Here is a 20,342-nt window from a genome sequence, read left to right on the forward strand (position 1 = left end):
GGGCAGGAAGCAGGTCAGGGTTCTTCGGGCGGCTCGGGGCCGGGTTCCCAGGCGAGCAGATCGCCCGGCTGGCATTGCAGGGCGTCGCAGATGCGCGCCAGCGTGTCGAAGCGCACGCCGCGCACCTTGCCGCTCTTGAGCAGGGACAGGTTCGCCTCGGTGATGCCCACGCGCTCCGCCAGCTCGCGCGAGCGCATCTTGCGGCGCGCGAGCATGACGTCGAGGGTGACGACGATGGGCATCAGACGAACTCGGCGTTCTCGTCGGCGACTCGCGCGGCTTCGTGCAGCACTTGGGCCAGGGCCAGCAGCAGCAGGCCGAAGAGCAAGGCGAGATAGTGATCACCCGACAGGCCGAACCACAGCTGGCGCTCGCCCTTGGGGTTGCCCCAGGTCAGCGCGAGGATGGCCAGCGTCTGGCCCAGCGGCTGGGCGGCTGCCAGGGCGCACAAGCCCAGGCCGAGGCGGCGCAGATGCTGGGCCGGCCGGCGCGCCAGCAACTCGCCCTGGGCGAAGCAGCCGAACAGCGACCACATCTGCCACAGCGCGAACAGGCTTGCCAGCGTGGGCAGCATGGAGGCTGCAAGGCCCCACAGCCGCGTGCCCATGTCGAGCTGTATGCGACTGAGGTTCCAGGTGCGCGCCGCCACGTCAGCCACCCAATCGGCCTCGGCCCAGAAGATGAAGGGCAGCGTACCGATGACGACGACGCCGAACAGGCAGAGCAGCCGCACGACCCAGGCCAGGCGGCGGATGCGGCGCAGGCCGTCGGCGGAAAAGGAGTCGGGCATGGTGGCCTGGGGCAAACACGAAAAACTTACTGTAAAACAATAATTGCTTGCTGTGATGGAGTAAGTTGTCCCAGTCCCCGAGAATGAAGGGATGAGCAAGAAGACCGCCCATGTCAGCGAAACCCCGGCAACCCAGGCGCTGAAGCGTGCCGGCGTCGCCTTCACCGAGCACGTCTACGACTACGTCGAGCACGGCGGCACGGCCGAGTCGTCCAAGCAGCTGGGCGTCGAGGAGCACGCCGTCGTGAAGACCCTGGTCATGCAGGACGAGAAGGCCGAGCCGCTGATCGTGTTGATGCATGGCGACTGCACGGTCAGCCTGAAGGAGCTGGCACGGCAGATCCCCTGCAAGAAGGTCGAGCCCTGCAAGCCCGAAGTGGCGCAGCGCCACAGCGGCTACCAGGTCGGCGGCACCTCGCCGTTCGGCGTGCGCAAGGCCATGCCGGTGTTTGTCGAGGCTTCGATCCTGGTGTTGCCGAAGATCTGCATCAACGGCGGCCGGCGCGGCTACCTCGTCGGCATCGAGCCAAAGGTCCTGACCGAGCTGCTGGATGCGCGGCCGGTGACCTGCGCGAACTGAACCGGCGCGGGCGCGCGGCTTGCCAGGCAGGCGGCCATGTGGGCCACCGTCCTCCAGACCCTGCAGTCCGAGTTCTCTGATGCGCCCGATGTGGAGCAGGTCACCCGCCTCACGACGCGGCTGCTGCTCGCGGCGCTGCTGGGTGGTGTGCTCGGTTATGAGCGCGAGCAAAAGGGCAAGGCGGCCGGCATCCGCACACACATGCTGGTGGCCATGGGCGCTGCCTTGTTCGTGCTGGTGCCGCAGCTCGGCGGCATGTCCGTGGCCGACATGAGCCGGGTCATCCAGGGCATCGTCACCGGCATCGGCTTCCTCGGCGCCGGGGCCATCATCAAGCACCGCACCGAGGAAGACACCCAGGGCCTGACGACGGCGGCCGGCATCTGGATGACGGCAGCGATCGGCGTGGCCTGCGGCCTGGGCCGGGAGACGACGGCGCTGATCAGCGCGCTGCTGGCCCTGGCGGTTCTTGCGGTGCTGCCGCGGCTGGTCGGCCGGGGCAGGCGCTGAGCGTTCGCGGTCTCGTCCTACGGGATGCCTGGCGGGCGCTCGCGAAACTGCCTTCGATGTCGACGCGAACCTCCGCCATGAACGGTCGCGAGACGCTGGACCTGGCGTACTCCCAGCTGGAGGCCCTGCTGCCCAGGCGTGCCGCGCGCTGCCTGGCTTGGTTGCACAGCCCCCGGGCGGTGTGGGTGCGCATCCCGGCTGGCCTGCTGTGCATCGCCGCGTCGGTGTTCTGGTTTCTGCCCATCATCGGCATCGAATGGTTGCCGCTGGGACTGCTGTTGCTGGCGGAGGACCTGCCGTTCCTGCGCAAGCCGGTGGGGCGCTTCATCCTGTTCCTGCTGGAGCAGGGGCGGCGGCTGCAGGTCTGGTGGCGGGCCCGGCAGCATTGACACGGCCGGGCTGCACGACAATGCCGCCCCATGCAAACCGTCCTCCCCCTGCTGGCCGCCCTCGTCGGCTACCTTGTCGGCTCGCTGTCCTTTGCCGTCATCGTCAGCCGCGCCATGGGCCTGTCGGACCCGCGCTCCTATGGCTCGGGCAACCCTGGCGCCACCAACGTGCTGCGCTCGGGCAACAAGGCCGCGGCCATCCTGACGCTGGTGTTCGATGCGCTCAAGGGTTATCTCCCCGTGCTGGCCGTGCTGAGCTGGGGCCCCAGGTACGGCCTTGGCGAGGGCACGGCGGCGCTGGTGGGCCTGACGGCCTTCCTTGGCCATCTGTGGCCGGTGTTCTTCAGGTTCCAGGGCGGCAAGGGTGTGGCCACGGCGGCCGGCGTCATCTTCGGGCTCAACCCCCTGCTAGGGGTTGCGACGCTGGCGACCTGGCTCATCATTGCCTGGTTCAGCCGCTATTCGTCCCTGGCCGCCATCGTGTCGGCCGCCTTCGCGCCGATGTATCAGTTGCTCATTTGGGAAGCCGGCCCGGCCGCGCTGGCCCTGATCATCATGGGCTTGCTGCTGGTGTGGCGCCACTCGGCCAACATCAAGAAATTGCTGGCCGGCACCGAGAGCAAGCTCGGGCACAAGGCAGAGAAAGCTGTGCCGGCATCGCATCCCGTCAAATCCACCAAGCACCGGAAGAAAGCATGACCGCCTCCACCCCCGTTGAACGTTTCGACATCGGCGCCCGCCTGTCGGAGATGGCCGTGTACAACGGCGTCGCCTATCTGGCCGGCCAGGTGCCCGAGGACGCCAGCGCCGACGCCACCGGCCAGACGGCCCAGGTGCTGGCCGCCATCGACAAGCTGCTGGAGCGCGCCGGTACCGACAAGAGCCGCATCCTGCGCGCCCAGATCTACCTGGCTGACCGCGCCGACTTCCCCGGCATGAACGCCGCCTGGGACGCCTGGGTGTCGGCCGGCCACACGCCGCCGCGCGCCACCGTCATCGCCGGCCTGGCGCGGCCGGAGTGGAAGGTGGAGATCGTCATCACGGCGGCGGTCTGAAGGGCTACGCCGGTGCGCCCTGTGCGCGCCGGCGCCAGAACTCCGCGTCGATCAGCTGCTCCGCCCCGGTGCGTGCGTTGATCAGCCAGAACTGACGCCCGTCGGCGCTGATGCGCGCCACCTCGCCCACCTGCCGCCCGGCGGCCACGCGCCGCCCCAGCGCATTGGCGGGAAAGCCCGGCTCGCGCGCCAGTTCCTGCAGAGGCAGGGCGTCCCGGGTGTCGCCGGCCAGGCGCAGCCGCTGCACCAGCGGCGCCAGCAGCGGGCTGGCCGCATCGGCGGGCGACACGAACAGCACCAGCTTGGCCTGCGCCCGGCTCAGCGCGACGTTGAGCAGGCGCTGTGCCTCGTCGCCGTGCAGGAAGGGCTGGGCGCCATCCGCGGGGTCGAACAGCACCACCGGCGCCTCGCTGCCCTGGGCGCGGTGCACGGTGCTGACCCGCAGCGCCTCGGGCAGGCCGCGCGCGCGCAGCCGCTGACGGATCAGTGCCCGCTGCGCACGGAACGGCGTCAGCACGATCAGCTCCTCGGCCTGCCATGAGCCGCTGGCCAGCGCACGCTCCACCAACTCTGCAATGGCTTCGGCCGACTCGCGCCGCACCGGCCCGCGCTCCGCGGCCGACCAGCCGCCATCCGTCTTCAGATGGTGGACATGCACATGCACGTTGGCGCCGATGTCGCCCAAACTGCGTTGGCGAGCAGCCTGCCAGCTGGCCGAAGCCTCGGCGTCTGCCGCCACGCGCAGCGCGCCGTCGTAGAACAGCTGGCTGACCAGCTCGCCGATCGGCGGCGCCATGCGCGACTGTTCGTCCAGCAGCGCGACGGACGGCCCGCGCGGCATCTCCGTAAACGCCGAGCGGCCCAGCCAGCGCCGGGCCAGACGGTCGTCGCTGCGCAGCACGGGCGACAGCTGCTGGGGGTCACCCGCAAACAGCCGGGCGCGGCCCAGCGGCATCAGCACGAGGGCATGCGCCAGGCTCACCTGGCTGGCTTCGTCGAACACCAGCAGGTCGAAGGGCGGTTCGCCATCGGGCTGCAGCTCGCGCAGCGTCTTCAGCGTGAAGGCTGCGCGCGTCGTCGTCATGCTGGCCAGGCGGCAGCGTAGCAGTACCTTCAGCGAAGCGGCGCGCAGCTCGTCGCGCAGTGCGGCGACGCGGTCGGCCCAGGCCTTGAGCGCGAGCGCATCACGGGCTGATGGCCGCTGGCCTTCGGCACGGGCCAGGCGGGTGATGAGATCGCGGTCCTGCGTCGGAATCAGGTGCTCGCGGCCTTCGTAGGCCGCGGCGTTGAAGCGTGTGCCCAGGCGCTGCACTTCGGCGCGCAGGTGCTCGCGGCGGCCCTTGTGCAAGGCCTTGTCGACGGCCAGCGTGGCCTGGTCCACGGCCTGGTTGGTGGTGGACAGCAGCAGCACGCGGGCGTGCGGGTGGCGGTCCAGGTACTCGGCCAGCAGCACGCCCAGCGTCGTCGTTTTGCCCGTGCCCGGTGGCCCCCACAGAAAGCCGCTGCTGTGGCCCGCCAGCGCCAGCGCTGCGCGTTGCGCCGGGCGCATCCAGCGGAAGGGCTCGCCGGTCAATGCCGTGCCGCCGTGCAGAGGTTGTGGGTTCGACAGGTCGGGCAGGCAGGCCAGCGCCTGTTCGGCCCAGGGCGTGTCCCACCACGCATCGGCCACGGCGTTCAGGAAGCGCGTCGGGTAGAGGCGGAGCAGGTGCCCGGCCGGCGGCGGCGGGCCGCTGGCGTTCTGCAGCACGAGCTGGTCGTCCTCGGCCAGCACGGCCAGCACGCTGGCGCCGCCTTTGCTCGGCGCGCCCCACCACGCAGAGGCGCCGTCCAGGCTGTCGTCCAGCAGCGCCTGCGCCGAGGCCACACCCGGCCGCTGGCCCTCGGCGAACACATAGCCCGGCTCCAGCGTCACCCGCCACAGCACGCCGTCGCGCTCGCTGTGCAGCACCTTGAAGTCGTAGTACTCGGGCGTGGCCGAAAGCTCGGCGTTCAGCGCCGCGCGGAGGTCGGCGAGGCTCATTGCAGGGGGGCGGATTCGGGGAGGCGGCACTGTAGCGGCCTCCTCGCTCAGAAGGTGTTTTTCGGCGGCTGGAAGTTGGCGGGCAAGGCCGTGGGGGTCAGCTCCAGTGCGAACTTTTCGTCCGAGCCGGCGCGGGTCATCTCGATGCGGGCCTTCTGACCCCAGGCCGACATCACGCTGGGGTGGCCGAGTTCCACGCCCGGCTCGCCATGGCTGATCTGAGTCTTGATGAGCGCCGAGTCGCCGGCCTTTTTCGGCCACAGCGTGATCGATAGCGGCTCCTTCACCCAACCTGGCTCGTCGCCGGCCATGGCTTCGAGCCGCAGCATCACACGCTCGCCGTCGCGGCCGATGACGCGTGCCTCGACGGTCGACTTGTCGCCACCCTGGCTGCGCTCCACCTTCAGCTGCAGCTCGATGAAGCCGGCGCCGGCTGCGGGAGGTGGGCTTTCCGCCGCATAGGCCAGAGTGGAGACGGCGGCCACGCCGGCTGCGAGCAGCAGCGCGCGGCGGCGGTTCAGGGGTAGGGGGCGGTTCAGCATCGCGATCCTTTCGACGAGGGGGTGGGAGCTGCCCCAGCGGCTGGCCAGCGGCGCGCCGTGGGGCGTGAGATCGTGGGCCGTGAGCAGGGCCCGCGTGTAGTCGGCCTGCGCGCCGGGCCGGGCCGCCAGCACGGCGGCATCGCAAGCCAGTTCCTGGTCCGCCTGCATACGGCGCGCGGCCCACCAGGCCAGCGGGTTCCACCAGTGCAGCGCCGTCAGCGCGCAGGCGAGCAGGTTCCAGAGGTTGTCCAGTCGGTCGCGATGCACCTGCTCGTGGGCCAGGATCAGCTCGCGCTCGGCAGGCGAGAAGCGCTGTTCGAAATCGACGGGCAGCGCGACGCGCGGCCGCAGCAGGCCGACGAGGGCGGGGCTGCTGCCGGCCGGCAGTTGTTGGCCCAGGCGCGTCAGCCGCCATTGCCGCCAGAACTGGGTCGCGGCGAAAAGCGATGCGCCGCCTAGCCACAGCGCCAACCAGGTTGCCGCGTGATCCGGCGGCGGCGCTGGCAGCGCAGGCGCGGCCAGCGTCTGGGCGCTGCCCGTGGCCTGCAGCACCACGCGCAGCGGCTCCTGAGCCGGCCGGGGCAGCAGCAGCGTCAGCAACAGCGCCGGCACCAGCAGCCAAGCCGCGTAGGCGCTGCCTGCGCCCAGACGCTTCAGCAGCAGCGGTCGCAACGCCGCCATCGCCACCACGCCCAGGCTCAGCAGCAGGGCTTGCTGCAACAGCAACGCCAGCAGTCGTTCATTCATGCCCCTGCTCCTTCAACAACGCCTTCAACGCCTCGACGTCCTCGGGCTTGAGCTTGCGTTCCGACGCGAACTGCGCCACCAGCGGCGCCAGGCGCCCGCCGAACAGCCGGTCGATCAGCGACAGGCCGGTGTCGGCCACCCAGGCGTCCTCGGGTACGGCAGGCGCGTACAGAAAGCGCCGGCCGTCGCGTTCAGCCGTCACGGCGCCCTTGCTCAGCAGCCGGTTCAGCAGCGTCTTCACGGTGGCAAGCTGCCAGCCTTGCCGGGGCCCGAGCACCGCGGCGATCTCGTCGGCGGCCTGGGGAGCGCGCTGCCAAAGCAGGCGCATGACCTGGGCTTCGGCGTCGCTGATGGGGGTGGGTGGCCTGGTCATTGATTACGAGCGTAAACGATGGCGAATGATTACGTGTGTAAACGATGTCGTCAAGCTCCTTGTCACAGTCGCGCCATATCGCCCGCCTAGGCTCGCGGCCTACAGCCGCCGTTGCGGCCGGGAGCCCTCGTGAGCCACATCGAAGACGAACTGGTGAAGCGCATTCACCGCGACCTGCAGGACGATTTCGACGAGGAACTGGAGCTTGAGCTCGAGGACCGAGAACACGGTGTGATGGCCAGCGACGCGCCGGCCGGTGAAGTCATCGAGCGGCGGCGTTACTTCCGCGAGCTGTTCCGCCTGCAGAGCGAACTGGTCAAGCTGCAGGACTGGGTGCAGCACACGGGCCACAAGGTCGTCATCCTGTTCGAGGGCCGCGACGCGGCGGGCAAGGGGGGCGTCATCAAGCGCATCACGCAGCGGCTGAACCCGCGCGTGTGCCGAGTGGCCGCGCTGCCGGCGCCCAACGACCGCGAGCGCACGCAGTGGTACTTCCAGCGCTATGTGTCGCACCTGCCGGCGGCCGGCGAGATCGTGCTGTTCGACCGCAGTTGGTACAACCGCGCCGGTGTCGAGCGCGTGATGGGCTTCTGCACCGACGAGCAGTACGAGGAGTTCTTCCGCTCGGCGCCCGAGTTCGAGCGCATGCTGCAGCGCTCGGGCATCCAGCTGATCAAGTACTGGTTCTCGATCAGCGACGACGAGCAGCGCGTGCGCTTCCTGGGCCGCATCCACGACCCGCTCAAGCAGTGGAAGTTGAGCCCCATGGACCTGGAGTCGCGCCGGCGCTGGGAGGCCTACACCTCGGCCAAGGAGGTGATGCTGGAGCGCACCCACATCCCCGAATCGCCCTGGTGGGTCGTGCCGGCGGATGACAAGAAGCGCGCGCGGCTGAACTGCATCCATCACCTGCTGGGCCAGATGCCCTACCAGGAGGTGCCGCACGCCGACATCGATCTGCCCGCGCGCGAACGCCGCGAGGACTACCTGCGCAACCCCGTGCCGGACGACATCCTCGTTCCCGAGGTTTATTGAGCCGGTCTAGCATGGGGCCATGAAGTGGCCCCCGCTTTCGCTGCTCGTCGTCGTTGCGCTGACCGCGCTGGCCTCCTGGGCCTGGCGCGGGCATGTTGCAGCGCAGGACGGCGAACTGCTGAAGCAGCGCGCCAGGCCGGGCGATATCCGCATGATCTCGTCCGAGACCTGCCCCTATTGCCTGGCGGCGCGGCGCTGGATGACTCAGGAGGGCGTGCCCTTCAGCGAGTGCTTCATCGAGCGCGATGCCCAGTGCCTGAGCGACTACCAGGCCCTGGGCGCCGTCGGCACGCCGACCCTGGTCGTGCGCGGCCAGCGCGTCATCGGCTTTGACCGGGCACGGCTGAAGGAGATTCTGGAATAGGTCGAGCCGAGTCGGCAGTACTGGCTCAGCAGTACTGGCGACTCGGCTCGACGGTGGTGGGAAAGGACGTCATTCGCATGTTCAGACGGCGCCCGGCTCAGCCGCGCTTTGCGGTGGTCTTGGCGGCAGCCAGGGTCTGGCGGGCCAGCGTGGCTTCGCTGAAGCCGATGACCACGACGCGAGGCAGTTGAGCCACTTCACGCTGGGCGTGGCCGGTCACGACGACGCGCGGCAGCTGGGCGATCACTTGAGTTTCAGCGCGGACGGCCTTGCCGGTGACGACAACGCGTTCCAGCTTGACGGTGGGCTGCGGGGCGGCCTGGGCGGCAATGGCGGAGAAGGCAAGGACGGTGGCGGTGAAGGCAGTTTGCAGGCTCATGATGGACTCCGTTCGGTGGGTTTCGAACCGCGTGATTGCTTGTTCGATGGAGTCAGTTTCGGCAATGAGCCCGCGCCCTTCCAGGCCGCTGCGATCAAGCGCGAGAGCCGCCGGATGAAATGCAGGCGCGGCGGATGAACTGCGGGGAAATCCCGCGCAACGGCATCAGTCCAGTTGCAGGCCCAGCCGGCCCAACTCGCCGCGCCCCTGACGCACCAGCACCGGCTCGTCGCCCTGGCTCAGGTCCAGCACCGTGGTCGGCTGGGCCGGGCAGGCGCCGGCGTCCAGCACGAATTGCAGTTGGCGGTCCAGCCGGGCGCAGACGTCAGCGGCGTCATTCATCGGCTCGGTCTCGCCGGGCGGAATCAGCGTCGTCGACAGCAGCGGTTCGCCGAACAGGGCCAGCAGCTCCTGGAGGACCTTGTGCTCTGGCACCCGCAGGCCGATGGTGCGCCGGCTCGGGTGGGAGAGCCGGCGCGGCACTTCCTTGGTGGCCGGCAGGATGAAGGTGTAGGCGCCGGGCGTGGCGAGCTTGAGGAGCCGGTACTGGCGGTTGTCCACCATCGCGTAGGTGGCCAGCTCCGACAGGTCGCGGCACAGCAGCGTCAGGTGGTGCTTGTCATCCACGCCGCGCACGCGACGCAGCGCCTCGGCTGCGCCCTTGTCGTTGAGGTGGCAGACGAAGGCATAGCTGGAGTCGGTCGGCACGGCACCGATGCCGCCGGCCTGCAGCATCTGCGCGCACTGGCGCAGGAAGCGCGGCTGGGGGTTGTCGGGGTGGACTTCGAAGAGCTGGGCCATGCGGGCATTTTGCGTCCGCTGGCCCGGTTAGCTTGCGATCGCGGGTTCAGATGGAAAGGGAACAGGTGTCAGCAGCCTATTTCGGATGGAAGAAGGCCATGATGGTCTTGCCCTCGTCGTCGAGCAGGATGCCCCAGCGCCATTGCCCCTTCGCGAACTTCACGTCGTAAACGCTCTCTCCCATCGGTCCCACCTCGACAAAGGCCACGCTCTGCAACGGCCCCAGCGCGGCGACCTCGGCCTGGAGCTCCGGCAGTTGATGGCGTGTCAACTCTGCCAGTTGCGGACTCAGCAGGTCGTAGCGTGGCGCGCCCGCCCGAAGCTCTGCCGCGCTGCGCCTGAGTGCCGCCTCGCTGCCGGGCTGGGCCGTCGATCGCGGCCTGAACAGGGGACGGCTCATCACTTCATCGGGGCCGGACGGGGCCGCGCCAAGGGGCGGGTTCCTTCCTGCGGCCTTGCGCGCGGTCTGGTAAGCGGCGGCGAAGGCCATGGCCGACGCCGCAGGAATGTCGGGCGCGACGCCCCGACCTTCCCAGCTGGTTTGCGTGATCGGATTCACCGCCCGGCCGGTGGGCAGGAACATGGACAGATCCGCGGGCAGAGATCGAGGACCGCCCGGGTTGGCACCGCCGCCCGTGATTTCCCCCACCAGCGTCGCGCGTTTGAGGTTCTGCATGTCGTACGCGAACTCCTCCCCGCCCGAGAAGGTGCCCGGCCCGGTGAGGATGACGACGGGCCTGGCGAGATAACTGGACGGGGTCGCCTCGGTCCGGAACACATCGCGCCGGTAGTCGTCAGTTCCAGGCTTGCGCCACAGCAGGTCGTTGACATGGACCGGAGTCTTCGGATCCAGGAAGAAGCTCACCAAATAGGCCACAGCGGCCGGGTCGCCGCCGCCGTTGCCGCGCAGATCGATGATCAAGGCATCGGTGCCCGCCAGCAACTGCATGGCCTTGTCCGCCACCGGCTTGAACTGGGCTTTCGGCAGGAAGCCACTGAGGTCGACGTAGCCGATGTTCTGGTCGAGCACGTCCGCGCGGGTGAAGCCGCCCTCGCTGCGTTGCGGCTTCGCGCGCCGCTCGGCGGAACCGGGGCCACGCCCATCTCCGCGCACCCGCAGGTGTTTGTCCTGTGCGACGGCGTTCAGGTCCTCAGTCAAACGCCGGGCAAAGTCGCCTGCGTCCGTGACAGTGTCGTAGTCGCCCGCCGCGAGCTTCTGGGAGATGGCGCTCGCCGCGCGACGCCCCACGTCCGGGAATGCGTACTCATCGGTCATGAGCTTGGCGACTTCGTCGACGACGCCCCGCCTGGTCGCCGCATCGAGGCCCTGCCTTGACGGCATAGCGCTCGGGACCTGACCCGTCGCCGGCTGCGCAGTCCCGGCCGTTCCGACCGCCATGCCCGCTGCCAGCAGGATCGCAAGGCAATGAATCTTCATGTTGTGCTTTCTCCCTTGGCTGCTGCGCCATCGGCGCAGCGCGTTGTGTCAGTCGATGATCAGCTCGAACAGCTGTTCCAGCTCTGCGCCGGCCCACTCCGGCTTGCAGCCGTAGCCCTCTATCGTTTGCCGGCCCCATTCGGCCAGCAGCGGGTTGGCGAGCACCTTCACGGCTTGTGCACGGCCGTCCTGGCCGACCTTGAACTGCACGTCCACCATGTGCTGGCCCTTGGATAGCCCTTGCCATGGGGTGTCGGGAGGCTGCGGCATCTGCGGGCAGGCCTCGAACAGCTTTGCTTTCATGCCCACGGGCGTCAGGTCCGAAAGCCCCGTGCGATAGATTTTGGGCTTGGGGAGGATGACGATGGCGTCGTTCAGCGCCTGGACGGCGCCAAAGCCCGTCACGGCGCACAGCACCAAGGCCAGGCGGGCCGCGCGGCGAGCCCCGGCGCCGGGGGCGGATTGCTTGAGCAGCGTGATCCGCTGCTTCAACGGGTGAGGGGATCCCCAGGCCGAGGCCGCGGGCGGCAGGCTGGCCGCACCGTCGAGCTTGAGCATGGCCAGGCCGTAGCGGCGCCAGCTGCCGGGGTAGCGCCTCATGACGGCGGCATCGCAGGCCAGTTCCTGGTCGTGGCGCAGCAGGGTGACGGCGACCCAGGCCAGCGGGTTGAACCAGGCCAGGCCGGCCAGCACGGCGGCCAATAGGCGGGCCGGGTTGTCGAAGCGGCGGGCGTGGGCGGCCTCGTGGGCCACGATCCAGCGCCTCTCGTCGGCGCCGAAGCGCTGGCGGAAGTCCAAGGGCAGCACCAGCCGAGGGCGCCAGAGGCCGAGCAGGCCCGGGGAATCGCCCGGCGGCGCCAGCCAGGACCTGCGGTCGCGCCCCAGCAGATGCCGCTGGTAGCGGCGATGCCTGGCGGTCTGCACCAAGGCCACCGTGAAGACGCCGGCCAGCCACAGGTCCAGCCAACCGATCCGCCAGCCGTCTGAGGGTGCGGCGGGCAGCCCGATCAGCGCGGAGACGGGGGTGGGCGGCGGCACGGCCAGCGTTGGCAGCGCCAGCACCGGCAGGCCAGCCGACGACGGCAGCAGTGCCACCAGGGCCAGCCACGGCGGTAGCAGCCACAGCGCACAGGCCGCATGGGCGCCCGCGAGCCGGCGCCAGGGCTTGCGCAGCAACAGCACGGCGAGCAGGCCGAGCGTGAAGCCCGTGTGGGCTTCCCAAAGCGTGGCGATCCAGGCCTCAGGCAGCATCATCGTGTTCCTGCAGCAGGCGGCGCAACGCCTCGGCGTCCTCGCGGCTCAGCTTGCGCTGGGCGGAAAAGTGCGCCACGAGGGGCGACAGCCGCCCGCCGAAGACGCGGTCCAGCAGGTTGAGGGACTCGCCTTGTTCCCAGTCCTCGCGGGCCGCCAGCGGCTTGTAGAGGTAGCGGCGCCCGTCGCGCTGGGCCTGCACGGCGCCCTTGTTGAGCATGCGGTTCAGCAGGGTCTTGACGGTACCCAGCTGCCAGCCGTCCTCGACGGGAAGGGCAGCGAGGATGTCCTCGGCACTGAGGGGGTGGCGCTCCCAGAGGGCGCGCATGATTTGCGATTCGGCGTCGGAGATGGTGCTCATGAACGACAACGTTTGTTGACGAACAATTGTCAACGGCTGTTGTCGATGAGGCCTATCGAGGCAAACCCGCGGTTTCGCGAACCGCTAGGGTTATTGGTGGATTCGATCGGCTAGCTCGGCCCAGACCGGCGTCAGCCGGCCCTGCAGTGCGGGCAGCGTGCCCAGGTCGATGCGGCTTTCCTCGGGGCAGTGGAAGTCCGAGCCGCGCGAGGCCAGCAGGCCGAACTCGATGGCTGTATCGGCGTATTGAACGAACTCCGCCGGCGTGTGGCTGCCGGTGACCACCTCGATGCCGCGCCCGCCGTGGGCCATGAACTCGGTGATCAATGCGTACTCTTCCGTCGGCGTGAAGCCATAGCGGCCCGGATGGGCGATGACGGCGACGCCGCCGGCGCGGGTGATCCAGCCTACTGCGTCTTTCAGCGCCGCCCACTTGTGCGGCACGAAACCGGGCTTGCCCTCGGTCAGGAAGCGGCGGAAGACCTCGGGAATGTCGCTGCAATGGCCGGCCTCGACGAGGAAGCGCGCGAAATGGGTGCGCGAGATCAGGTCAGGGTTGCCGACGTACTTCAGCGCGCCCTCGAAGGCGCCGTGGATGCCCACCTCGGCCAGGCCGGCAGCCATATCCCGGGCGCGCGGTTCGCGGCCGCCGCGGGTGGCGCGCAACCCCTCGATGATTTCGGGCGCCTCATGGTCGAAGCCCAGGCCGACGATGTGCACGACGCGGCCGGCGAAGCTGACCGAGATCTCGGTGCCGGTCAGGTAGGCCRGGCCGTTCGCCCGTGCCGCGGCGATGGCGCGGGTCTGGCCGCCGATCTCGTCRTGGTCGGTCAGCGACCACAGCGCCACGCCGCCCGCCTTGGCTCGTTCGGCCAGGGCCTCGGGCGTCARCGTSCCATCCGAAATCACGGAATGGCAGTGCAGGTCGGCGTTCAGGGTGGGGTCGAGGTTCACCGCGCCATTGTAGGAAGCGCTTCTCACCCCTCCTGCTCAAGCGGCCTTCCGGTGGCCCTGACCCTGACGTGAGCGCAAGCGCAAGTTGCTGGTGGCGGAAAAAGCTCAGGCCGCGAGCAGGGCGCGCTGCGGCGTGCGGCGGTCGACAAAAAAGCGGCTGCCGCCGGCGCGCCCTTTGGCGACGCGCTTGGGTTCGGCCAGGGCGGCGCTCAGCGCGTGGGCGCTGTCGAAACTGCCGGGCAGATGCAGTACCGCGCCGGCCGAGATGGTGGGCAGCGGGTGGAAGCTGGGCTGGTTCTGCCGGTTCAGCGTGATGTAGCCACCAGCGGTCAGGTGTTCGGCGGAGAAGAAGCTGCGCACGCCGGCATCGAAGGCCTGGCAGACGCGGGTGAGCCTGTCCTCCCAGTCGGTGCTGCCCAGCACCATGACGAAATCGTCGCCGCCGATGTGGCCGACGAAGTCCAGCTGCGGATCGGCCGCCTGGGTCAGCACGCGGGCGGCCAGGCGGATGATGTCGTCGCCGATGCGGTAGCCGTAGACGTCGTTGAAGGGCTTGAAGTGGTCGATGTCCCACACCACCGCGGCAAAAGTCTCGGCCGCCTCGATGAGGCGGTCCAGGTGGTTGTCGATGGGTACATTGCCAGGCAGCAGCGTCAGCGGGTTGGCGTAGCGCGCCGAATGCACCTGCAGGTCGGACACGGCTTTGAGCAGGTCGGAGCTGCGGCCCGAGCCGAGGTAGCAGCCGTCGCGCGTGACGATGAAGCCGTCGACCAGCAAGCGCTCGTCGAGGTTGGCCATGGCGTCGCTCATTGCGCGCAGCGGCGTGCTGACGTCAAACACCAGCGGATTGGCGTCCATCAGCTCGACGCAGCTGCGCTTGTCGAAGATGTCCATGAAATAACGCTCGGTGCTGCGCTTGAGCACATGCAGGGAGCGCAGCACGCCAATCGGCCGCTGCTGGGCGTCCAGCACGGGGATGGCGAGCAGTTGCTCGTCACGGTGGAAGAGGTCGACGATGCTGCGGCAGTTGGTCTCGGGCGTGACCGTCAGGCCGCGACGCGCCAGCTGGGCGGCACTGGTGATGGCGCCCTGGGTCAGCGGCAACGCGAGGTCGTTCTGCAGCAGGCGCGGCTGGGCGTCAGCGGCCAGTCGGCCGCTCCATTGGGCGCTCAGGCTGGCGCGCGGCGTCGCGCTCGGGCGGGCGAACAGATAGCCCTGGCAGATGGACAGGCCCAGGCGGCGCAGCACGTCGAGGTCGGGCTCCTGCTCCAGCCCTTCGGCGACGACCTCGCAGCCGCTGGTCACGGCCATCTCGACGATGGAGCGCACGAACTGCTGCTTCAGCGGCTCCTGGGCGATGCCGTCGATGAAGTGGCGGTCGATCTTGACGAAGTCCGGCCGCATCTCCATCCAGCGGCGCAGCGAGGCGAAGCCCTCGCCGAGGTCATCCAGCGCCACACGAAATCCGAGTTCGCGCAGCACCTGCAGCGCATCGTCGAGCTGGGCCAGGTCCTCGATGGGGCGGGTTTCGGTCAGCTCGATGACGACGCGCGAGGTCGGCAGGCCGAGTTCGGCCAGCTCGGCCGCCAGCAGGCCGGCATGCTCACGCGCGCCGAGCAGGGTGTCGGCTGTCACGTTCAGGAAGAGCTGGCCCGGCAGCCCCAGGGCCTTGAAGCGCTGGATGGCGCGGCGAATGATGAGGTGTTCCAGCTCGACGAGGCGGCCCAGCCGGGCGGCGGCCTCGAACAGCACCAGGGGCGAATGCAGCGGGCCGTCGGCAGGCGCGCGGGTCAGCGCCTCGAAACCAAAGATGTCAGCCCTGTCGATGGCGACCAGGGGCTGGAAGTGAATGTCAAAACTGCGCTGCTCGATCAGGCGATCGAGAGCATCGGCAAGGGGATCGGGCGCGGTGGCGCGCATGAGGAGGCTCCGGGCTGGCTGGCCGGGCGGATTCTTGAAAGCTCCGGTGACAGTCCGGTGACTTGGGGTGGCAGGGCGCGCGACGCTGCCAACTTCGTCACATCTCAGGTGTCAGCACACGCCTCGACGACGTACTGAACGCGCTGCTGGCCCTGCCATTCGTCCAGGCTAAGCCGGTAGGCCAGCGTGACGCGCTCGGGCAGCATGTCGACGTGGTTGAACCAGATGGCGTCGATGAGCTGGCCGCCGCGGCGCAGGCGCAGCTTCAGATGCTTCTCGCCAACGAGGCGCTGCGAGATCAGCTCGAAGCGATCACAGAACACCGGCGCCTCGAAGCCCTGGCCCCAGACCTGGGCGTCCAGCAGGCGTGCGGTCTCGGCCGTGGCGGCATCGGGCGCGAGCGAGCCGTCATGGCGCAGCGTGCGGGTCAGGTCCTGCTCGTTGAGCCATTCCTCGGCCACGCGCGCGAAGGCCAGCGCGAAGCGGTTCACATCGTCGACCGCCAGCGTCGCGCCGGCCGCCATCGCATGGCCGCCGAACTTGGCCAACAACTCGGGCTCACGCTTGCTGACGAGGTCCAGCGCATCGCGCAGATGGAAACCCGGAATGGAGCGGCCCGACCCCTTGAGGTTGCCGTCGGCGCCGCGCGCGAAGACGAAGGTGGGGCGGTGCACGCGGTCCTTGATGCGCGAGGCGACGATGCCAACGACACCCTCGTGGAAGTCGGCATCGAACAGCGCCACGGCCGGGGGCAGGGCGCCTTGCAGCGCCTCGACGAGGGCATCCAGCCGCGCCTCGGCCATCTCGCGCATGCCGCTCTCGATCTCACGGCGCTCGCGGTTGATGGCGTCGAGCTGGGTCGCCAGTTGCAGCGCGCGTTCGGGGTCGTCGGTGGTCAGCGTCTCGATGCCCAGCGTCATGTCGGCGAGGCGGCCGGCCGCGTTGATGCGGGGCCCGAGCGCAAAGCCGAGATCGAAGCCCTGGGCTTTGCTGGCGTCGCGCTTGGACGCGCTGAAGAGCGCCATGACGCCCGGCTGCGCACGGCCGGCGCGCATGCGCTTGAGGCCTTGCGCAACGAGGCGGCGGTTGTTGGCGTCGAGCTTGACGACGTCGGCGACGGTGCCGAGAGCCACGAGGTCGAGCAGGCCGTCCAGGCGCGGCACTTCAGTGAAAGCGCCGCGGGAGCGGAGTTCAGCGCGCAGGCCCATCAGCACATAGAAGGCCACACCGACGCCGGCCAGCGACTTGCTCGCGAAGTTGCAGCCCGGCTGGTTGGGGTTGACGATTGCCGAGGCGTCCGGGACGACGACGACGCCATCGACCAGGGCTGGCAGGTGATGGTCGGTGACCAGCACCTTCAGCCCCTGGGCGCGGGCGTGCGCCACGCCGGCGAGGCTGGCGATGCCGTTGTCCACCGTCACGAGCAGGGAGGGCTGCTGCGCCATCGCCAGGTCGACGATGGTGGGCGTCAGCCCGTAGCCGTGCACGGCGCGGTCCGGCACGACATAGCCGAGCTGCTCGGGCTGCGCGCCGAGCAGGCGCAGGCCGCGCAGCATGACGGCGCAGGCGGTGGCGCCGTCGCAGTCGTAGTCGGCCACGATGACGAGGCGCTCGCCGCCTTGGATGGCGTCGGCCAGCAGCCGGCCGGCCTCCAGCAGGCCTTTCAGGTCTGTGGGCGGCAGCAACTGGGCCAGGCTCTCGTCCAGCTCGCCCGCCTCGCGCACGCCGCGGGCCGCGAGCAGGCGGGCCATCAGGGGTGCGACGCCGGCCTGCTCGAGCGCCCAGGCCGTGCGCGGCGGCACGTCGCGTTCGACAAGACGAGGTGAAGTCATAGCGCCTCCAACACGGCGCTCACATCGGGCGTCTGCCAGCGCCGCTTCAGCCTGTCGATGAAGGACAGCGGCTGGGTCGTGAAACGACGCGCGAATCGTTCGCCGCACAGTGTCAGGCTGGTCAGGGGCTGTGCCAGCGGCCCGGCGTCCAGGCGCTGCCAGGCCTCGGCCCAGGCCGCGAGGTCGCCGTTGAGCAGCGGCTCGGTCAGGCGGGCATCGACCGTCACGTCGGCGGCCTTGCCGTTGCTGCGGCCAATGTCGCCGATCCAGACCGAGTTGACGGGATGCTCGCCGCGTGCTTCCCGCTCGAGGTTCAGTGCGTGCTCATGCAGCAGCATCTGGGCCTCGTTCTGCCAGCGGCGCAGCACGCGGCTTTGCGGCAGCCAGGGCTCGATGGGCCGGCCGCCGGCGCGCTCGATGCTGGCAGCGCGCAGGTCATCCAGCGCTGTGGTGTGGCCGATGGCCCAGTGCGTGGCGTCCATCAGCCGCCATTGCCAGCCTTCGGACTCGGGCCAGAGTTCGCGCAGCAGCGCCGTGAAGCGCGCCGCGTCGGATTCGGACAGCCGCAGCGCCGCGGGCGGCAGCACATCGACGCCATCGCTGCCGACGGCCAGGTGCACGGGGCTCATCAGCGCCCAGGCCAGTTCGGGCCCGGCCTCGACGGCCCAGGCCGCGGCGCTTGGCTCGGCTTGCTGGCGCAGCGCTGCCAGCGCGATGTGATGCGGCGGCTGCGGCGATAGCTCGTCGCTCCCCCAGGTCTCGGCCGGAGTGAGCCGGTTCAGCTGCGCAGCCAGGTTGGGCAGGGGCAGGGTGCCGAAGGCATGCCGCGCGGCTTCGTCCAGCGCGCTGGCATGGGGGATCATCAGGTGCATGGGCCTGGATTATCCCGGGGGCATTTCAAGCCGTTGTCACACAAGCTTCATACACTTTTCTTCATGACCGACCCGACCCCGCTGAAGCTGCTCAACCGTGAGCAGGCCATTCTTGAATTCAATCGTCGCGTCCTTGCCCAGGCCCAGCGTGAAGATGTGCCGCTGCTGGAGCGGCTGCGCTATGTCTGCATCGTGTCGAGCAACCTGGACGAGTTCTTCGAGGTGCGCTTCGCCGACATGCTGGAGGCCGTGCGCGATCCGCTCAGCGCCGTGACGGGCCAGGACGTCGACCGCGTCGGCCGCGCGGCGCACACGCTGATCGACGAGCAATACCTGATCTTCAACGAGCAGCTCACGCCGCTGCTGCGCAAGCGGCGCATCGTCGTGCTCAACCACGCCGACCGCGACGAGCCGCAGCGGCACTGGGTGGCCAAGTATTTCGAGCGCGAGGTCAGGCCGCTGCTGGTGCCGGTGGGGCTGGACCCGGCCCACCCCTTCCCGCAGGTGGCCAACAAGTCGCTGCACTTCATCATGAGGCTGTCGGGCAAGGACGCCTTCGGCCGCGACAACCGCATCGCCATCGTCAAGGTGCCGCGCGTGCTGCCGCGCGTCATCAAGCTGCCGGCCAACCTGAGCGACGGCCGCCAGGCCTTCGTGCTGCTGACCAGCGTCATCCGCGCCCACCTGGAAGATCTCTTTCCCGGCCGCAAGGTCGAGGCCTTCTCGCAGTTCCGCGTCACACGCGATTCCGACCTGGAAGTGGATGAGGAGGAGATCGCCAATCTGCGCCACGCGCTGCGCTCCGGGCTGACGACGCGCCATTTCGGCCGCGCGGTGCGGCTGGAGGTGGTCAACACCTGCCCGGCCGAGCTGTCGGAATTCCTGCTCGAGCAGTTCGGCCTGCCGAATGCGGCGCTCTACCGCGTCAACGGCCCCGTCAACCTGGTGCGGCTGAACGAGCTGATCGACCAGACCGACGCGCCGCCGCTGCGCTTCACGCCCTTTGAACCGGCCTGGCCGACCGGCCGGCTGCCGCGCCACAAGTCCATCTTCGAGAAGCTCAAGAAGGGCGATGTGCTGCTGCACCATCCCTTTGAGAGCTTCGACCCCGTCGTGCAGATGCTGCGCGAGGCGGTGGTCGACCCCGAGGTGCTGGCCATCAAGCAGACCATCTACCGCACGGGCGCCAAGTCGGAGCTGATGGACCTGCTGATCGAGGCGGCGCGGCGTGGCAAGGAGGTCATGGCCGTCGTGGAGCTGAAGGCGCGCTTCGACGAGGAAGCCAACATCAACTGGGCCGAGCGGCTGGAGGCCGTCGGCGCCCAGGTCGTCTACGGCATCGTCGGCTACAAGACCCACGCCAAGTTGCTGCTGATCACGCGGCGCGAGAACGGCAAGCTGCGCCGCTACGGCCACATCTCCACCGGCAACTACAACCCCAAGACGGCGCGGCTTTACACCGACCTCGGCCTGCTGACGGCCGATGCCGACCTGACGGCCGATGCCGATTCGGTGTTTCGCCAGCTCGCGTCCCTTGGCAAATTCAAGGCGCTGCGACGCATGCTGCTGGCGCCCTTCAACATGCACAGCCGCATGCTGGAGCTGCTGGCGCAGGTGGAGGCCGCGGCCCTGGCCGGCTACAAGGGCGCGCGCGTCGTCGTGAAGATCAACGCGCTGACCGATGCCGAGCTCATCCACGGCCTGCTGCGCACGGCCCAGGCCGGCGCCAAGGTCGACCTCATCGTGCGCGGCGCCTGCATGCTGCCGCCGGGCCTGCCGGGCATCAGCGACAACATCGTCGTGCGCTCCGTCGTCGGGCGCTTCCTGGAACACACGCGGGTGCTGTATTTCCGCTGGGCAGAGGGCACCGAGGCTGACCCTGGCGAGGCGCTCTTCCTGTCCAGCGCCGACTGGATGAGCCGCAACATGTTCCGCCGCATCGAGGTGGCCTGGCCGGTGCAGGACGCGCGCCTGCGCCAGCGCATCGTCGACGAGGCGCTGCAGCCCTATCTGCACGACACCATGGACGCCTGGCAGCTCGGCCCGGATGGCCGCTCGGCGCGCATCAGCGACAGCGGCGTCAGCGCCCAGCAGGCCCTGATGCGGCGCTATTCAGAAGGGTAGACCCG

The 20,342-nt window shown here is 69.3% G+C and carries 22 protein-coding genes; 8 read left to right on the forward strand and 14 right to left on the reverse strand.

Features of this window, described 5'->3' with window-relative positions:
- Positions 1 to 14: 14 nt before the first annotated feature.
- Together ACXJKJ_RS11675 and ACXJKJ_RS11680 are read right to left on the reverse strand one after the other, a co-directional pair.
- Positions 15 to 242 carry a helix-turn-helix domain-containing protein gene (locus tag ACXJKJ_RS11675; protein ID WP_056198653.1) on the reverse strand — a complete coding sequence of 76 codons (228 nt, stop codon included), beginning with the start codon at positions 240 to 242 and terminating at the stop codon, positions 15 to 17.
- A complete protein-coding gene (locus ACXJKJ_RS11680; RefSeq protein WP_457390209.1) occupies positions 242 to 790 on the reverse strand; it encodes a DUF2975 domain-containing protein in 549 nt (182 codons plus the stop codon). Before ACXJKJ_RS11680 ends, ACXJKJ_RS11675 begins: the two co-directional genes overlap by 1 nt.
- Before the next feature lie 91 nt (positions 791 to 881).
- Here ACXJKJ_RS11680 and ACXJKJ_RS11685 point away from each other — a divergent pair, with 91 nt between their 5' ends.
- From ACXJKJ_RS11685 to ACXJKJ_RS11705, 5 genes are all read left to right on the forward strand, one after another.
- Positions 882 to 1,370, forward strand: a complete 489-nt coding sequence (locus ACXJKJ_RS11685; RefSeq protein WP_457390210.1) for an aminoacyl-tRNA deacylase — start codon at positions 882 to 884, stop codon at positions 1,368 to 1,370.
- Between the two features lie 36 nt (positions 1,371 to 1,406).
- Positions 1,407 to 1,880 (forward strand): MgtC/SapB family protein, encoded by a 474-nt coding sequence (locus ACXJKJ_RS11690; protein ID WP_457354353.1) that lies wholly within the window; start codon positions 1,407 to 1,409, stop codon positions 1,878 to 1,880.
- A 77-nt stretch (positions 1,881 to 1,957) separates the two neighbouring features.
- Positions 1,958 to 2,269 carry a hypothetical protein gene (locus ACXJKJ_RS11695; protein ID WP_082532724.1) on the forward strand — a complete coding sequence of 104 codons (312 nt, stop codon included), beginning with the start codon at positions 1,958 to 1,960 and terminating at the stop codon, positions 2,267 to 2,269.
- A 30-nt stretch (positions 2,270 to 2,299) separates the two neighbouring features.
- The gene (gene plsY, locus ACXJKJ_RS11700) at positions 2,300 to 2,968 is read left to right on the forward strand and encodes a glycerol-3-phosphate 1-O-acyltransferase PlsY (RefSeq protein WP_457390211.1); all 669 of its coding nucleotides are present in this window, start codon (positions 2,300 to 2,302) and stop codon (positions 2,966 to 2,968) included.
- Positions 2,965 to 3,324, forward strand: a complete 360-nt coding sequence (locus tag ACXJKJ_RS11705; RefSeq protein WP_056198641.1) for a RidA family protein — start codon at positions 2,965 to 2,967, stop codon at positions 3,322 to 3,324. Before plsY ends, ACXJKJ_RS11705 begins: the two co-directional genes overlap by 4 nt.
- A gap of 4 nt (positions 3,325 to 3,328) precedes the next feature.
- Here ACXJKJ_RS11705 and ACXJKJ_RS11710 read toward each other — a convergent pair whose 3' ends face one another.
- Genes ACXJKJ_RS11710 through ACXJKJ_RS11720 form a run of 3 tightly spaced genes read right to left on the reverse strand, consistent with a single transcriptional unit; the run spans position 3,329 to position 7,006 of the window.
- Entirely contained in the window at positions 3,329 to 5,344 is a 2,016-nt protein-coding gene (locus tag ACXJKJ_RS11710; RefSeq protein WP_457390212.1) for a DEAD/DEAH box helicase, read from the reverse strand.
- Positions 5,345 to 5,391: 47 nt separating this feature from the next.
- Positions 5,392 to 6,633, reverse strand: a complete 1,242-nt coding sequence (locus tag ACXJKJ_RS11715) for a M56 family metallopeptidase (RefSeq protein ID WP_457390213.1) — start codon at positions 6,631 to 6,633, stop codon at positions 5,392 to 5,394.
- Positions 6,626 to 7,006 carry a BlaI/MecI/CopY family transcriptional regulator gene (locus ACXJKJ_RS11720; protein ID WP_457390214.1) on the reverse strand — a complete coding sequence of 127 codons (381 nt, stop codon included), beginning with the start codon at positions 7,004 to 7,006 and terminating at the stop codon, positions 6,626 to 6,628. The genes ACXJKJ_RS11715 and ACXJKJ_RS11720 overlap by 8 nt, the downstream gene beginning before the upstream one ends.
- A gap of 129 nt (positions 7,007 to 7,135) precedes the next feature.
- Between ACXJKJ_RS11720 and ppk2 the strand changes: the two genes are divergently transcribed.
- Positions 7,136 to 8,041 carry a polyphosphate kinase 2 gene (gene ppk2 / locus ACXJKJ_RS11725; protein WP_457390216.1) on the forward strand — a complete coding sequence of 302 codons (906 nt, stop codon included), beginning with the start codon at positions 7,136 to 7,138 and terminating at the stop codon, positions 8,039 to 8,041.
- Between the two features lie 19 nt (positions 8,042 to 8,060).
- Entirely contained in the window at positions 8,061 to 8,405 is a 345-nt protein-coding gene (locus ACXJKJ_RS11730) for a glutaredoxin family protein (RefSeq protein ID WP_056198630.1), read from the forward strand.
- A gap of 97 nt (positions 8,406 to 8,502) precedes the next feature.
- Here ACXJKJ_RS11730 and ACXJKJ_RS11735 read toward each other — a convergent pair whose 3' ends face one another.
- From ACXJKJ_RS11735 to ACXJKJ_RS11775, 9 genes are all read right to left on the reverse strand, one after another.
- Complete coding sequence (locus ACXJKJ_RS11735; protein ID WP_457390217.1) at positions 8,503 to 8,784, reverse strand: hypothetical protein; 282 nt, start codon at positions 8,782 to 8,784, stop codon at positions 8,503 to 8,505.
- Between the two features lie 165 nt (positions 8,785 to 8,949).
- Positions 8,950 to 9,585, reverse strand: a complete 636-nt coding sequence (locus ACXJKJ_RS11740) for an L-threonylcarbamoyladenylate synthase (protein WP_056198614.1) — start codon at positions 9,583 to 9,585, stop codon at positions 8,950 to 8,952.
- A 76-nt stretch (positions 9,586 to 9,661) separates the two neighbouring features.
- A complete protein-coding gene (locus ACXJKJ_RS11745; protein WP_457390218.1) occupies positions 9,662 to 11,023 on the reverse strand; it encodes a S41 family peptidase in 1,362 nt (453 codons plus the stop codon).
- A gap of 48 nt (positions 11,024 to 11,071) precedes the next feature.
- Positions 11,072 to 12,277 (reverse strand): M56 family metallopeptidase, encoded by a 1,206-nt coding sequence (locus ACXJKJ_RS11750; RefSeq protein WP_457390219.1) that lies wholly within the window; start codon positions 12,275 to 12,277, stop codon positions 11,072 to 11,074.
- A complete protein-coding gene (locus ACXJKJ_RS11755) occupies positions 12,264 to 12,635 on the reverse strand; it encodes a BlaI/MecI/CopY family transcriptional regulator (RefSeq protein WP_457390220.1) in 372 nt (123 codons plus the stop codon). The genes ACXJKJ_RS11750 and ACXJKJ_RS11755 overlap by 14 nt, the downstream gene beginning before the upstream one ends.
- A 90-nt stretch (positions 12,636 to 12,725) precedes the next feature.
- Entirely contained in the window at positions 12,726 to 13,589 is an 864-nt protein-coding gene (locus ACXJKJ_RS11760) for a 3',5'-nucleoside bisphosphate phosphatase (protein ID WP_457390222.1), read from the reverse strand.
- Positions 13,590 to 13,694: 105 nt separating this feature from the next.
- A complete protein-coding gene (locus ACXJKJ_RS11765; RefSeq protein WP_457390224.1) occupies positions 13,695 to 15,509 on the reverse strand; it encodes a bifunctional diguanylate cyclase/phosphodiesterase in 1,815 nt (604 codons plus the stop codon).
- 104 nt (positions 15,510 to 15,613) lie between these two features.
- Positions 15,614 to 17,341, reverse strand: coding sequence for a single-stranded-DNA-specific exonuclease RecJ (recJ, locus tag ACXJKJ_RS11770; protein ID WP_457390225.1), 1,728 nt, complete (start codon positions 17,339 to 17,341; stop codon positions 15,614 to 15,616).
- Positions 17,338 to 18,213, reverse strand: a complete 876-nt coding sequence (locus tag ACXJKJ_RS11775) for a hypothetical protein (RefSeq protein ID WP_457390226.1) — start codon at positions 18,211 to 18,213, stop codon at positions 17,338 to 17,340. The genes recJ and ACXJKJ_RS11775 overlap by 4 nt, the downstream gene beginning before the upstream one ends.
- Positions 18,214 to 18,276: 63 nt before the next feature.
- Here ACXJKJ_RS11775 and ppk1 point away from each other — a divergent pair, with 63 nt between their 5' ends.
- Entirely contained in the window at positions 18,277 to 20,337 is a 2,061-nt protein-coding gene (ppk1, locus tag ACXJKJ_RS11780; RefSeq protein ID WP_457390227.1) for a polyphosphate kinase 1, read from the forward strand.
- Positions 20,338 to 20,342: the final 5 nt, after the last annotated feature.

The sequence above is a fragment of the Roseateles sp. P5_E1 genome (assembly GCF_054049335.1).